This window comes from Streptococcus tangpeifui (genome assembly GCF_044503215.1).
GTDB lineage: Bacteria > Bacillota > Bacilli > Lactobacillales > Streptococcaceae > Streptococcus > Streptococcus tangpeifui.
In genome coordinates this window covers 540,445-554,606 of record NZ_CP172427.1, presented here as the reverse complement: position 1 = coordinate 554,606, position 14,162 = coordinate 540,445, and the positions used below count along the sequence as shown (strand labels likewise).

12 protein-coding genes and 3 pseudogenes are annotated in these 14,162 nt (G+C 40.9%); 4 read left to right on the top strand and 11 right to left on the bottom strand.

What is annotated here, in order from left to right; genetic code table 11:
* Window positions 1–147: 147 nt before the first annotated feature.
* Genes ACFSN5_RS02710 through ACFSN5_RS02700 form a run of 3 tightly spaced genes read right to left on the bottom strand, consistent with a single transcriptional unit; the run spans window position 148 to window position 2,181 of the window.
* On the bottom strand, window positions 148–852 hold the full coding sequence (locus tag ACFSN5_RS02710) for a Bax inhibitor-1/YccA family protein (RefSeq protein WP_398600978.1): 705 nt from the start codon (window positions 850–852) through the stop codon (window positions 148–150).
* 48 nt (window positions 853–900) lie between these two features.
* Window positions 901–1,404, bottom strand: coding sequence for an HDIG domain-containing metalloprotein (locus ACFSN5_RS02705; RefSeq protein WP_165329195.1), 504 nt, complete (start codon window positions 1,402–1,404; stop codon window positions 901–903).
* 36 nt (window positions 1,405–1,440) lie between these two features.
* Window positions 1,441–2,181, bottom strand: a complete 741-nt coding sequence (locus ACFSN5_RS02700) for a TrmH family RNA methyltransferase (protein ID WP_165329196.1) — start codon at window positions 2,179–2,181, stop codon at window positions 1,441–1,443.
* A gap of 56 nt (window positions 2,182–2,237) precedes the next feature.
* Between ACFSN5_RS02700 and ACFSN5_RS02695 the strand changes: the two genes are divergently transcribed.
* The 3 genes and pseudogenes from ACFSN5_RS02695 to ACFSN5_RS02685 all read left to right on the top strand — a co-directional run.
* Entirely contained in the window at window positions 2,238–2,516 is a 279-nt protein-coding gene (locus ACFSN5_RS02695; protein ID WP_165209224.1) for an acylphosphatase, read from the top strand.
* Window positions 2,517–2,815: 299 nt separating this feature from the next.
* Window positions 2,816–3,742: a membrane protein insertase YidC gene (gene yidC, locus ACFSN5_RS02690; protein ID WP_165209221.1), complete on the top strand. Its 927-nt coding sequence runs from the start codon at window positions 2,816–2,818 to the stop codon at window positions 3,740–3,742.
* 255 nt (window positions 3,743–3,997) lie between these two features.
* Window positions 3,998–4,261, top strand: a pseudogene (locus ACFSN5_RS02685) (hypothetical protein); the annotation flags it as partial.
* A gap of 86 nt (window positions 4,262–4,347) precedes the next feature.
* Here the strand turns inward: ACFSN5_RS02685 and greA are convergent.
* The 7 genes and pseudogenes from greA to ACFSN5_RS02650 all read right to left on the bottom strand — a co-directional run bounded on the left by greA (window position 4,348) and on the right by ACFSN5_RS02650 (window position 12,656).
* A complete protein-coding gene (greA, locus tag ACFSN5_RS02680) occupies window positions 4,348–4,830 on the bottom strand; it encodes a transcription elongation factor GreA (RefSeq protein ID WP_165329197.1) in 483 nt (160 codons plus the stop codon).
* Between the two features lie 95 nt (window positions 4,831–4,925).
* Window positions 4,926–6,254 (bottom strand): annotated as a pseudogene (gene mltG, locus ACFSN5_RS02675) (endolytic transglycosylase MltG); the annotation flags it as partial.
* 80 nt (window positions 6,255–6,334) lie between these two features.
* Window positions 6,335–6,836: pseudogene (locus ACFSN5_RS02670) on the bottom strand (endolytic transglycosylase MltG); the annotation flags it as partial.
* A gap of 103 nt (window positions 6,837–6,939) precedes the next feature.
* On the bottom strand, window positions 6,940–7,425 hold the full coding sequence (locus ACFSN5_RS02665) for a GNAT family N-acetyltransferase (RefSeq protein WP_165209212.1): 486 nt from the start codon (window positions 7,423–7,425) through the stop codon (window positions 6,940–6,942).
* Window positions 7,426–7,486: 61 nt separating this feature from the next.
* Window positions 7,487–8,818 carry a UDP-N-acetylmuramate--L-alanine ligase gene (gene murC, locus ACFSN5_RS02660; protein WP_165329199.1) on the bottom strand — a complete coding sequence of 444 codons (1,332 nt, stop codon included), beginning with the start codon at window positions 8,816–8,818 and terminating at the stop codon, window positions 7,487–7,489.
* 20 nt (window positions 8,819–8,838) lie between these two features.
* The gene (locus ACFSN5_RS02655) at window positions 8,839–9,483 is read right to left on the bottom strand and encodes a hypothetical protein (RefSeq protein WP_165329200.1); all 645 of its coding nucleotides are present in this window, start codon (window positions 9,481–9,483) and stop codon (window positions 8,839–8,841) included.
* Between the two features lie 80 nt (window positions 9,484–9,563).
* Window positions 9,564–12,656, bottom strand: coding sequence for a DEAD/DEAH box helicase (locus ACFSN5_RS02650; protein WP_165209203.1), 3,093 nt, complete (start codon window positions 12,654–12,656; stop codon window positions 9,564–9,566).
* A 125-nt stretch (window positions 12,657–12,781) separates the two neighbouring features.
* Between ACFSN5_RS02650 and ACFSN5_RS02645 the strand changes: the two genes are divergently transcribed.
* Window positions 12,782–13,369, top strand: coding sequence for a GNAT family N-acetyltransferase (locus ACFSN5_RS02645; RefSeq protein WP_165329201.1), 588 nt, complete (start codon window positions 12,782–12,784; stop codon window positions 13,367–13,369).
* 117 nt (window positions 13,370–13,486) lie between these two features.
* Here the strand turns inward: ACFSN5_RS02645 and ACFSN5_RS02640 are convergent, their stop codons facing one another.
* Window positions 13,487–14,161, bottom strand: a complete 675-nt coding sequence (locus tag ACFSN5_RS02640; RefSeq protein ID WP_165209197.1) for an endonuclease III domain-containing protein — start codon at window positions 14,159–14,161, stop codon at window positions 13,487–13,489.
* Between the last annotated feature and the right edge of the window lies 1 nt (window position 14,162).

The window sequence follows — 14,162 nt, the reverse complement described above, 5'->3', positions numbered from 1 at the left end:
AAAAAGGTCCACAGGACCTTTTTATTATCCAAAAATTCTCTCGCTTCTACCTAAAATATTGCTAAGGACTATTTCTTTCATGTCATGTTAAAATAAAAAAGCAGTTGGCTTTCTTAAACCAACTGCTTTTATCACCTTTATAGCCGACTAATTGCGACGACCAAAGAGATTCAAAATACTCAAGAAAAGGTTGATGAAGTCTAAGTAGAGGCTGAGAGCCATAGAAATTGCCCAGCCATCGTGAACCTGACCACGTGTTTGACCGTAAACACGTTTAATCAGCTGATTTTCATAAGCAATCAAGCCAGAGAAAATCACAACGGAGGCCACACTGACTAAGAAGGACATCATGCCTGACCCCAAGAAAATATTGATAAATCCTGCGATAATAATCCCAATCAAACCAGCAATTAAAGCCTTGGCCATGCCTGATAAATCTTTCTTTGTAGTTGCACCAATGGCCGCCATAATGAAGAAGACAGCAGATGAACTAACAAAGGCACCGAGAACTTCTGCCCCTGTATAAGCCGCAATAATAAAACTCATGGTAAAACCATTCAAAGCTGAATAGATAAGGAAAATAGGCAAAGCCCAAGGTGTGTTGCGACGAGCAGCACTCGAAGCCACGAAGACCAAAACCAGCTCAAGACCGATAGCTCCCAGATAGATCAGCCGGCCACTGGTCATAATAGCAATCACATTTTCTGGAAAGACAAAGAGCATGAGAGCTGCAATGACCGCTGATAAACCAATACCAACTCCAACTAAGCTATAAATCTTGGCAAAGAAACGACTCAAGCCAGTGTCGGCCTGTGTAATAACGGGATTTGACCCCATATTATTCATATTCATATAAATATCCTCCAAATTCTTTTTCAATTTCTTTTATTTTAACAAAATTTAATGATTGTGAGAACCCAATTGTTTACGTTTAAAAATCTTACGATTTTTAAAACGTTGGCGCATAGGATAAGAGCCCTCTTTGATCGCCCAGTATTTATCAACAAAGGTCACGATATAAGATTCCTTGTAGCGAGGGGGGGCAATAGTTGCTCCCCACATATGCTTGAGGATAATATCCTTTTCCTTTTTGTTGAGGTTAATTAGCTTTCTGGCATTCTTTACTGCAATCCGAGGATGGACCCAAGCATGATTCTTATTAAATTTGGTATCTCGCCAGTCATAATAAAAGAAATCGTGTAAGAGACCACCACGAGCTGTTGACTTAGCATCCCAACCGAATTTCTTGGCAACCTTATAGCTTGTATAGGCCACATTGATGGAATGCTTCATCCGTGTTGAATAATGATGATGGGTAATCTCGTCTAAGCGTTGAAATCTAGGATTTTCAATCAAGGGCCCAACAATCTTCATAAATTCTTTATCTTTTTGATAGGCTTTCATACTGTTCTCCTTTTGCTAGTAACTAGCTGGGATTTCCTAAATAAATTGGAACATCATGATACCGGCTGCGACTGCCACATTTAGGCTCTCAGCCCGGCCTGGCATGCTAATGTGAATCAACTGATCGGCTGCCTGAGCCATTTCCTGAGAAATCCCTTGGCCTTCATTTCCCATAACCAAAGCAAATCTAGCTAGCTTAACTAACTCACGGTAGTCAATGGATTGCTCTGATAAAGTTGTTGCCAGTAAACGGACTCCAGCATTTTTTAAAGTTGTCACAAAGTCCATGACCGGACCGCGGTAGATCGGCAGATGGAAATGACTGCCCTGCATAGAGCGAAGCGTCTTAGCATTATAGATATCAGCCGACTTATCTGAGATAAAGACTGCCTGATAGCCAGCAGCATCAGCTGTCCGAATCATAGTTCCAAGATTTCCCGGATCTTGGATATCTTCCAAAATTAGGTAAGGTCCTTGCCAAGTCTCAGGCAAAGCTGGTTGTTCTAACTGAACTTCCGCAACAATTCCTTGGGGGGTAGGACTCTCAGATAATTCCTTAAGCACCTCTGGCGTCACCATAACAACTTTCTCTTGGTGACTCACTCTGTCAGCCATCTCCTCAAGGACAAAAATATGTTCAAAAACTGCACCATTCGTACGAGCTTCCTCGAAGAGATGCCAGCCCTCAATCAGATAAGAATGCTTTCGGTGTTTTTTTTGCAACAATTTTTTTGTCTTTTTGATGAGATTATTGGCTTTTGAGGTTATAATAATCATATAATTATTATAGCATATCTAGAAAAATCAATGCTCAGTCCAAAGGAGGAATTTTTATGAAAAAGGTAAAAATGATTGTTTCTGGTCGTGTGCAAGGGGTCGGTTTTCGCTATTCAACCTTTAATCTTGCCAAAGAAATAGGCGATATCTATGGGCAGGTCCGGAACAAGGATGATGGCACTGTGGAGATCTTAGCCCAATCAGCTGATCCAGCTAAGATGGCTAAGTTTATTCAAGAAATACGCAAAGGGCCATCTCCTTGGGCCAAGGTCACCTATGTAGATGTTACCATGGCTAACTTCGAAGACTTCACAGATTTCCGCATGGCAAATTAAAAAAGACACTTAGGGTGTTTAAAAAGCCGTATGGATAGGAGTGCGACAGAAAATCCTGATTTTCTAGGATTTACATCGTTTTCACTGGTCTTTAGTCCATGTTAACTAACTAGTCTCGCAAAACACTAAAATTCTTGTCCAGCCACAATTTTTTATAAAAAATCTCTAGGTCAATGGCGTCATTATGATATCCGAGGTAGGATTTTAAAAATCCGCTAAAATCCTACTAGGGAACTATTGAGTATTTGTCTAAAAAAAAGTAAAATAGAACAGTATTACTAAATTTAAAGGAACTTATTGTGAATAAAACTTCAAAACGTATACTTCTCTCAGGTATTGCCCTATCCATGCTCTTTGTCTTGTCTGGCTGTGTCCGCCTTGGTAAAAACGGCAAACCAACTGGAACAGTTTGGCATCTCTTGGGCGAACCTATGGGACACCTTATCACCTTTTTTGCTAATAATCTCGGACTAGGTTTTGGACTGGGAATCATCCTTGTTACTGTCCTAGTGCGCTTACTAATTCTTCCACTTGGGCTCCATCAATCACGTAGTGCTGCCTATCAAGCTGCTAAACGTGACTATCTGGCTCCCATCTTTGAGCCTATCAATAAGAAAATGAAAGAAGCGACAACTCAGGAAGAAAAAATGGCTGCTCAAACTGAGCTCATGCAGGCTCAAAGAGAAAACGGCGTCAGTATGCTAGGAGGCATGGGCTGCCTGCCACTTTTGATTCAGATTCCTTTCTTCTCGGCTATGTACTTCGCAGCTCGCTATACCCCAGGAGTTCTTAAGTCTGATTTCCTTTGGTTCAATTTGGGCCATCGTGATATTCCTCTGATGATTATCATCGCTGGCCTCTATCTGGTTCAGTCTTGGCTGGCTGTCAAGCAGATGCCAGAGGAGCAGCGCAAACAGGCCGGTATGACCATGTATATGACCCCTATTATGATGGTCTTCTTCGGACTGGCACAACCCTCAGCTGTTGTCCTCTATTGGTTCGTTGGGGGTATTTTCTCCATTATTCAACAGCTGATTACCAACTTCCTGATCAAACCAAAACTTGCTAAACAAGTTGAAGAAGAATTCAAGAAGAACCCGCCTAAGGCGCCTAAAGCAGCTAAAGCAGCTCGAAAAGATGTGACGCCACAAAATCAAACGAATAAAGCTATTACAACTAAAAAGCAAAATCGCAATGCTGGTAAACAAAACCGTAAGAAAAAATAGCTTAAAATACAAAGATCTGTCCCAGTTATAATGGGGCAGATCTTTTTTATTAGCCAAAAAGAGAGAGACTGCGACTTCTCACTCAAAAAATCTGGTCGTCTATAAGATGACGTGCCAGAAATTAATAAACGAAGTCTGGATTTCCCTCATTTAATGATTAAGCTCAAGTAAAAATTTCTCAGGATCCTTTCATTCCCATTTCTGGGTAGCTTTTCAAGATGCTCAGGATGTTATTATCTAAGTATTCTGCGCTTGATGTTGAAGACTAATACCATAATCATACCTAGGCTGTTTCTTCCACCAATCATCGGAATTAAAGACCAACATATCACCTTGGATAAAGCCATTCAACACGATACACCTATCGAAATTGTAGCTACACTAGATTATTATCCTCCTAAATGAAAGCACTGCAGGAGAAATCTAATCAAGTATGACTTCCAAAAACCGTCTAAAATTCCCTTTATCGCCATTGCCGGTTGCCGGTTTCTCAGCCTCATTCGTTTGAAAAAGAGAAGACGGACTGCGTCTCCTCTCATGTCTAGCTATAAGTCACCCACTACAGTTGATTGATAATGAGCCAAAGTTCCAAACTCTTCAATGAGTTATTGAGTTTTTTCAACACTGACAATTTCAACATCATAACTACCTGCTGGCGATTCAATTGTAGTCCTATCACCAACTTTTTTGCCAATCAGAGCTTGGGCAATAGGGCTTTCGTTGGAGATTTTACCAGCGAAAACATCAGCACCAGCAGCTCCAACGATAGAATAGGTATCCTGATCCTTAGTACCAACTTCTTGAACAACAACTGTTTTACCAATAGCAACTTCATCAGAAGCCACGGCATCGCTGTCAATGATTTCGGCGTAACGAATCTTAGTTTCAATAATTTGAATTTGACCTTCGACGAAGGCTTGTTCATCTTTAGCTGCATCGTACTCGGAATTTTCAGATAGGTCACCATAAGAACGGGCAATTTTAATCCGCTCGATAACTTCTGGACGACGAACTAATTTGAGTTTTTCTAATTCCTGCTCAAGTTGTTCCTTTTCTGTTTGAGTCATAGGGTAAGTTTTTTCTGCCATGATTTTCTCTTTTCTATTTTTTATTTTGGTCAGGGGTCTGACACAGAAACAGAGTCCGAGAACTTTCGTCACAGACTCTTGTTTGAGGCTCAATTTTAATTTTTGTTCTCTGAGTCCTGTTCGCTACTATCCGAAACTTTTTTATTAACATAGGTATCAACATTCTTTTGGTGATCCTCATAAGTCTCAGAATAATAGACATTGCCAGTTTCAACATCAGCAACAAAGTAAAGATATTTTGTATCTGACGGATTAACAACTGCTTCAATCGCAGATAAACTTGGACTATCGACTGGGCCGGGAATAACTCCCTTATTCTTATAATCATTGAAAGGCGAATCAATATTGGTATCAATATTGGCATCTTCCTTCAAGGAAGTCTTATCACCAAGTTTACCTAAAGCATAAAGCACTGAAATATTAGATTGCAAGGGCATATCAGCATCCAAACGATTATAGAAGACACTAGCAATATTGCGACGGTCTTCATCCGTTTGCCCTTCCTTTTCCACCAGAGAGGCCAGCGCTAACATCTCATTAACATTGTACTTAGACTGTTCAATCTTATCATAATATTCACTTAGATAGGAATCCATAGTTCCTAGCATCTGATCCACAAGATCTTCAAGACTGACATCCTTAGTGTAGTTATAGGTTGCTGGAAAAAGATAACCCTCTAATTGATACTTGACCTTATCAGATTCTGGCAGGTCTGCCAAGAGCTTAGGATACTTTTCTTTCATCTTTTCGATGAAATCCTTATCCTTCATTAAGTTGAGGAATTTTTTAGAGCTGTATGGCGTTTTATCCGTCTTAACTTTAGTATTAGCGTTATTCTCAACAGCCTTACCAATTTGCTCGAGAGTATAACCTTCTGGAATAACAATCTTACCAGCATTAGGATCGGTTGGTTCAGTCGTCCCTCCATCCTGAAGTTCCTTGATAATATCATCAATACTCATGCTGGCTTTCAAATTATAGTAACCACTCTTGAGATTACTGTAATTTTTAAACTTGGTATAATAATTGAAAACATTGGCATCTTTAATGATACTCTTTTTTTCAAGGATTTGGCCAATCTGTTTACTGCCAGCTCCCTTAGGAATTTCAACCGTTACATACTTAGTTGACTGAGCATCCAGCGGAGCTAAACTAGCATTGACATAATAATAACCAAATCCGCCGCCTGCTAAGAGAGCGAGCAAGATAAGACCGATAATCCAAGTACTGATACGACGAGCCAAACGTTTTTTCTTTTTTTGCTTACGCTTGTTATCCTTACGACGGGAAGAGAGCTCCGCTTCTTCCCAATCTTCTTCATCATCCAGCTCATTATCTTCAATTGTGTCATTGTCATAAGTATTTTGAGACAACGACGACTGATTAGATGAGACTTTTACTTCTGAGTCACTTTCGGAAGCAAAACCAGCTTCCTGCTCCGAAACAGAAGAAAAATGGGGCTCTGTCTCAGACTTCTGTGACCGACTTGATTGTTCTTCAGACAAGTTTACTGTCGGGCTAGCCGAATGAATATCTTGTATAGGAATAGGGACTGTAAAACCTGATAGATCTACATCAGCAATCTCAGCAGCTTCAGAAGCTGCCGTTGAAACAGTGCTAGCATAAGCACTACTCTCTTCCAGCGGCTCTTCATCAGTCAAGTCCTCACCCAAAGGATTGAGCTCATTGAGCTCTCTGAGATGCTCCTTCTCGCGAATTTTCTTAATGGCCTGAGCCTCAGCCAGGGCACGTTTTTGCTCTTCCTCAGCTGACTTAGCTGCCTGCTCCTCCTGCTTTTTCAGTTGGGCAGCAGCTTCCTGCCAATTAAAATCGGGATCAATTTCACGATTGCCGTCAGCATTGAGACTTTCAACAATCGATTTAACGATCCCGTCATCTTGGATTCCTTTTAAGCGATTGGCTTCTTCTAATTCGTTCAAAATCTGTTCCTTAAAGCTCTTGTCACTGGCTACAGATTTTGACTTATCATCCTTAAAATCGGTCAAAGCTCATCCTCCTCATAGTTATCAGTCGCCATTATATCTTAAATTAATGGTAAATGCAAATTTTATAAGTTTTATCACCAAGCTGCAATAGAGGAAAAAAACTTTAACGATTTTCCCAAACTAGGTTGTACCAAGTTTGACCACCATGCTGGGAATCTGACAGACCTTCATCACGAAAGCCATTCATCTCATAGTAAGGAATCAATTCAGCATGACAGGTTAGACTAATTCCCTGCCGTTCCTGAGCCAGAGCTAGATCTTTAAGAGCCGCTAGAAGAGCTGTTCCCAACCCTTGTCCTTGGTACTTAGGGGCCACTGACAAAGATTGGATTTGGATAAAACCACCAGCTGCAGGATTAGGGTCAACGTGTTCAAAGAGATCATCGGTCAGATAGCGATCTGCTTTGGCTGGACCAACTAAATAAGCCACCACACGCCCAGAAAGTTCAGCGACTAAGAAAGTATCCGGAATGATAGCAATCCGCTCTTGCAGAGCTTGAGGACTTGCCGCTTCTTCTTCAGAAAAATTGGCTTCCTCAATATCAAAAATTTCCCCAAAATCATCCATTCTAACCTGTCTAATTATCATAAAAATCTCCTATAAACTAAACGAAAAACTGGGCAAACCCAGTTTTTGACTATTAATACTTTTATTGGGTATTGGCAGCTAGGTTAGCCACCAATTCTTCAAAAGAGCGTTCATAGAGCTGGATATCGCCAGCTCCCATAAAGACATAAACAGCATTGTCATGGTCTAAAAGAGGAGAGACATTCTCAACTGTCACAATCTCTGCTGGCTTCTTAATCTTAACAGCTAAATCTTCAACCTTAACTTGGCCGTTGTCATGCTCACGTGCAGACCCATAAATCTTTGCCAAATAAACGCTGTCAGCTTCATTTAAAGCTACGGCAAATTCATCTAAAAGAGCAATCGTCCGCGTAAAAGTGTGAGGCTGGAAAATAGCCACGATTTCTTTTGATGGATACTTCTGCCGAGCGGCATCCAAGGTAGCAATAATTTCAGTTGGATGATGGGCAAAATCATCTATAATGGTAGTATTATTGATAATTTTTTCCGTAAAGCGACGCTTAACGCCAGTGAAAGTCTTAAGATGCTCAGCTACCAACTCCATATTAAAACCGGCAACATAGAGATTTGCAATAACCGCTGTAGCGTTTAAGATATTGTGACGGCCAAAGGCCGGCACATGAAAGTTTCCCAAAATTTGGCCCTCATGCTGAACCTTAAAATCGGAACCATGAGTCGTACGAACAATATCACAGGCAATAAAGTCATCATTGTCTTCAAAACCATAGTAGTAAATGGGAGCATTAGAAGTAATTTTTCGCAAGTAAGGATCTTCGCCATAAACAAAGAGACCCTTTTGAACCTGTTTGGCATAATCATCAAAGGCCGAGAAGACATCATTAATAGAGGTGAAATAATCAGGATGATCAAAATCCACATTAGTAATGATAGAATAGGCTGGATGGTAAGGCATGAAATGGCGCTCATATTCATCAGCCTCAAAGACGAAGTATTGGCTATTCTTAGAACCACGCCCCGTTCCATCACCAATCAAGAATGAAGTATCAGTAATATTTCGCAAGACATGAGCCAAAAGACCTGTGGTCGATGTCTTCCCATGGGCACCCGCGACACCGAGACTGGTAAATTGGTTCATGAAGTCACCGAGGAACTCATGGTAACGTTTGAAAGCTAAGCCGTGATGCAGCGCATAAGCCACTTCAACATTATTATCTTCCCGAAAAGCATTCCCTGCAATTAATTCAACATCAGCTGTGATATTTTTTTCATCAAAAGGTAAAATCTTAATGCCAGCCTGTTCTAGCCCCCGTTGGGTAAAATAGTATTTCTCAACATCAGATCCTTGAACCTTGTAGCCCATTTGATGCAACATCAAAGCTAAAGCGCTCATTCCAGAGCCTTTTATTCCAATAAAATGATAGGTTTTTGACATAGTCTTCTTTTCTCCTTTGCCTACTCCTCATCCATCATCAAATTTAATTCTTTGGCAATTTGATGAGTGCGACGCTGTCTGCTTTCTTCCTGATTATAAATTTGACTGCGTTTTAAAAAGTCATAACTATTCTTTTGACTTTGTTTAGTAGAAGGATTCTTAGGCTCCTTATAAACTCTAGGTAATTCTGCTAAGATATAATGATCTTGATGGAGATTTTTGCTAAAACGAGCTAATTCATTATTAGGCAAGTCTTGACCGGCATCTGCCAACCGACCATTAAAGAAAAGGGTCGGTTTTGAATTGGTCGACTTGGTAATTGTTCCAGCAGATTCTCGACGCTGAAAACTTGGTTTACTCGGCAACTTCGCTTCTTTAGCAATAAAAGATTGGCGCTTGCGCTTGAGATCTTGCTTAGCTTCCTGCCGAGCTAATTCAGCGTAAGACTGACCAGCCTTTCTATCACTGAGCGGACTTTGACCCCTTTTGGAAGCCGTTACAGTGGAAGTATCATTATCGGGCTGGTCCTGAAAGGTCTTATCCTGATAGTCTCCATGAATATTATTGATTAAATCTTCATTATCGTACAAGTGCATTTGAGGAGCTGCTGCAATTACCGACTCATCATCTGCTACGAGTGGAAACTGGCGATTTTTTCTAGCCATAAGTATCCTTTCCCCCAATTTTTTGAGCATGACTCTAACATTTCTATTATACCCTAAAAAGGTAGCATGTCAAAAGGATATTAGTCCTTGACACCTAAAATTTCTTTGATTTCTTCGATAGTCATATTAGCCCGACTCTCATTACCATCCAGGACAGTTGTCACCAAATTTTTCTTGGAATCCTGTAATTCAAGGATTTTTTCTTCAATGGTTCCTCGAGTAATCAGGCGGTAAACTTCTACTTTTTCTGTTTGACCAAGGCGGTGGGCCCGGCTGATAGCCTGCATCTCTACCGCAGGATTCCACCATAAGTCAATCAGAATGACGGTATCCGCCCCAGTCAAATTGAGGCCAACACCACCAGCCTTTAAAGAAACTAGGAAAACATCTTTACTGCCATTATTGAAGGCCTTGGTCATTTCCTGTCTTGCTTCAGCTGGGGTGGAGCCAGTAATCTTGTAACTGGTCATACCCAGTTTAGATACTTCTTCCTCAGCAATATCAAGCATATCGCGGAATTGCGAGAAAACAAGGGTCCGGTGGGCACTTGCTTGGATTTGACTGAGTAACTGGCGCAAACTCTCAACCTTGCCACTAGCTCCCTGATAATCCATAAAGAGAGCCGGCGTATCACAGATCTGCCGCAGACGGGTAATTCCAGATAAAATTTGGATCTTTTGACGATTGAGTTCGGCATCACTGGACTGACGGACATTCGCTTGGATCTGTCGCAATTGAGCCAGATAAATGGCTTTCTGCTTATCTTCCAATTCATTATAGTGGGTAGTTTCTGTCAAATCAGGTAACTCTGGCAAAACATCTTCCTTCTTGCGCCGCATGACAAAAGGCTTGATATATTGGGCTACCTGACTGGCTTCCATTTTTGAAAATTCCTTCTTACTTGGAAGTAGCCCAGGTAAAACAATCTGAAAAATAGACCAGATTTCTAAGAGCTTATTTTCAATAGGTGTCCCCGATAAGGCAAAACAATTTCCGACTTCAAAAGCCCGTAAATGTTGGGCAATCTTAGTCTGAGTATTTTTCATAACCTGAGCTTCGTCTAAAATCAAATAATCATAGTGGCCAGCTTGATAGCTATCAAAATCTTGCCGGAAAGAGGTGTAGCTAGTAATCGTCACCTGACGATTTTCAGCTATCGTAGCCAGCCGCTCCTGTTTAAGCCCATAAGATACAACCACATCAAGCTCTGGAGCAAACTTAGTAAATTCATCCTTCCAATTATAAATTAGGCTAGATGGTGAGAGTATCAAGACTTTAGAGTCCGATTTCATCTTACCCGTCAAAAAAGCTATGGTTTGCAGGGTCTTACCTAACCCCATATCATCTGCCAAAATACCGCCAAACCCATAATAGTCAAGCATCGATAGCCATTTAATCCCTGCTAATTGGTAATCACGCAAGCTGGCTTTAACTGCAAGTTCAGGTAATTCAAAAGCTTCTGGATGCCTCAAATCGTAAGCCAATTGTTGAAAGTCCTTGGAAAAATCAACCCGCTCAGAATCCTTGAAGAGTTCTGACAACTGGAAGGCCGCCAAATTATCCAACTGCAGGTGACCGTTGGCTATTGGTTTGGCCCGCAGAGCTTGCAGAGTTTTACTAACCTTTTGAGTTTCTTCATCAAAGACAACCAAATGTCCCTTATCACTGATATAGTAGGCCTCATTCTTAAAAAGGGCTTGTAAAGCCTGACTAATATCTCCCTCATAGATTGAAGAAAAATCAAAAGAAACATCTAAGAGGCCTTTTTCAGTAGAAACCTTAATCTGAGGCCTTTCGTAGGCTCGCAAATCATCTAAATCTGAACTCAAAATCACCTGACCCAGACGCTCTAAGTGAGGAATAGTCCTCATAAAGAAATCATAGAGTTTCTCATCATAGACTGGCTGATGGCGAGCAGAGAAATGCCCCACAAAACCTTCACTAGTCAGAACCTGACTGATACGTTCTTCTCGCTTAAAATTACTAGTAAAAGGAAGGGCTTGCAGCTCTTCTCGACTACCGACTTGAATCCCATCATAGTCATAGATAAGATTTAGTAAAATCTCACCATTTTCAGACAAATCAAGCTTAAAAATGGGTTTAAAATCTCGAATTGCAAAGGATTTAGGAGCATCTATCTGGCCAATTTCAGCAAAATCTAAAAGACTTGCCGCTAGCTTCCCTTGATCCTCCAAATCAAAGTGAACATGCTTATTCAAATCCTGATCAATCATCAAACTCTTAATCGCCTTAACCAAGCGTCTTTGCTTAGTATTAAGATGATAAAAGGTCTGTCGGTGGAGCAAATAGGTTTGATCAAAGTAGGCCTGACTGGCTTTTTCAGCGATAACCATTTCTAAAGATTGCCGATGAACAAGAATCTTAAAATGAAAGAGATTATCTTCTTTTGTTAATTCTTTAAAATAAAGATCCTTATAATCTCGTCCATTAAGGTTAACATGGAAATCATAAAGATCCTGCATCAGTTGAATCCCTTCCTCGAAGAAACCCCCAGGCAGAGCCAAGTGACGACCACGATTAGGTAAAAGAAAATCCAAATGATTGAGGTCTTCATCAGGAATCAGCCGCAAAAGAAAGTCGAGAAATTCCTGACTAGGCTCATCAAACTGCAGGTATGAAATTGGCTCAAAATAATTCTTTCCAATTTGATAAGCATCTTCGCGCTTTAAAACCTGCAGAAAGTTTTTGATGTCTCGTACAATGTATGAGCGTTCATCAGGAAGACGGTTAATATGGATAGTCCACCAAATAGCAGACGAATACAAATCTTGCTCACCTGAAACGGACAAACGATATTTAAGGCTATCATCCTCATTAACCGCCAAACCATCTAAAAAGAGACTACCAAAGGAATGTAACCTCTCCTGTTGCTTTTGACTAGCTGCTTCATTTTTCAACTGGTCGACTATCTCCCTGCCAGCAGAATCATTTTTCAGATAAAATTCTATGGCCGCCAAATGTGAACAATAGTTCTTTTGAGCAAATGTAGGGCAAGAACAGCTGACCTTATCATCATCAAAAGAGAACTGGATGGCGACATCAGCCACTTCTGCCTTGATAATCTTATTCGCTGTTGATTTAATGTTGACTTTACCCGCTTGAGACAGGGCGATACCTTCATTGCGAACCCGTCCAGGAATCAATCTTGCCATAATTATCCATGTCCAATCTAAATTAACTTATCCTTTTATTATAACAAAATGAAATAGCATTTTCATAAAAAATAGTTTAGAGACAAAGCTTATGCTATACTAGAAGAAAACGAAGGGAGAGTGCCTTGTCAATAATCATCCAAAACGCTAAAGAAGCTGACCTGCCTCAGCTCCTAGCTATTTATGCACCTTATGTCGAAAAAACAGCTATCAGCTTTGAATACCAAGTTCCAAACCTGCAAAAATTTAGCCAGCGTTGGCAAAGCATTAGCCAAACCTATCCTTATTTAATAGCCAAACAGGACGACCAAATTCTAGGTTACGCCTATGCCTCGCCTTTTCACCAACGAGAGGCTTACCAGTGGCTGGCAGAAGTCACTATCTACCTAGACTCCTATGCTCAGGGCCAAGGAACCGGCCGGCTTCTCTACCAACATTTAGAAACTTGTCTCAAAGCTCAAGGAATTTTGACCATTCTGGCCTGCATCGCGACAACTGAGCATCCAGATGACTATCTCACCAATAAAAGCTTAAACTTCCACAAGCATCTAGGCTTTAAGGAGATCGGGCATTTCAAAAATTCAGGCTATAAATTTGAACATTGGTATGACATGAAATGGCTGGAAAAAGACTTAGTGAAGAAAAACGACCAACCACAGCCTATTAAAAAGTTTCGAGAAAGCAAACTTTTCAGGGATTATGAGCAAGACTAGAGAAGCCGGCGTCCTGTCAATCAGCATAAAAGAGTCTGGAACCCAAAGCGGTTCCAGACTCTTTGACATAGACACATTAGATAACACTCTCCCTTTATCTTGTTAATGCTCTACTGCTTATTTTTGTGTTGAATTGGCATTTATCTTTGCCCAGTCTAGACAGTCCCCCATTAAAAAACTGTCCTGAAAATTATCAATGGGATGAAAATAGACTTTACCAAACTCATCAATCAAGCCGTGAAATTCTTGGGCGTCCTGATAAGTAAAAGGATCTGGCAGTCTTGACAGCTGGCGGTTCAAACTTTGGTAGCTGGTCAGTCCCTCGACACCTAAGAGACTAAAAAGCGTACGAGCATACTTGTCTGCTATAAATTGCGGCTGATCAAAAATATAAGTCAGCAGCACATCAGCTGTTTCAGGACCAACACCATGCAGCTGGAGAAGAGTGTTACGCAGGGTCTCACCGTACTGCGCCACAATGGCCTCAGAATCTTGATCATAAGATAAGTACCACTGAATTAATGTTTTAATCGCCTTACTCTTATTCTTCATAAAGCCGGCTGGCCGAACCAGTCCCTCCAAATCTTCCAGCGGCAGCTGCCGAATACGGTGGAAATCGTAATCAGTCTGGGCTCTAATCAGCTGTGACGCACGAACAGCATTGCGCTCTGTTGTATTTTGAATCAAAATAGCTTCAATAATAATTTGCTGCTTACTGTCAGCTGGCCACCAGTTGGTCGGCCCCATGTGAGCCAACATCTTTTGATAGAGGTCGTATAGGGTTAAATTCATT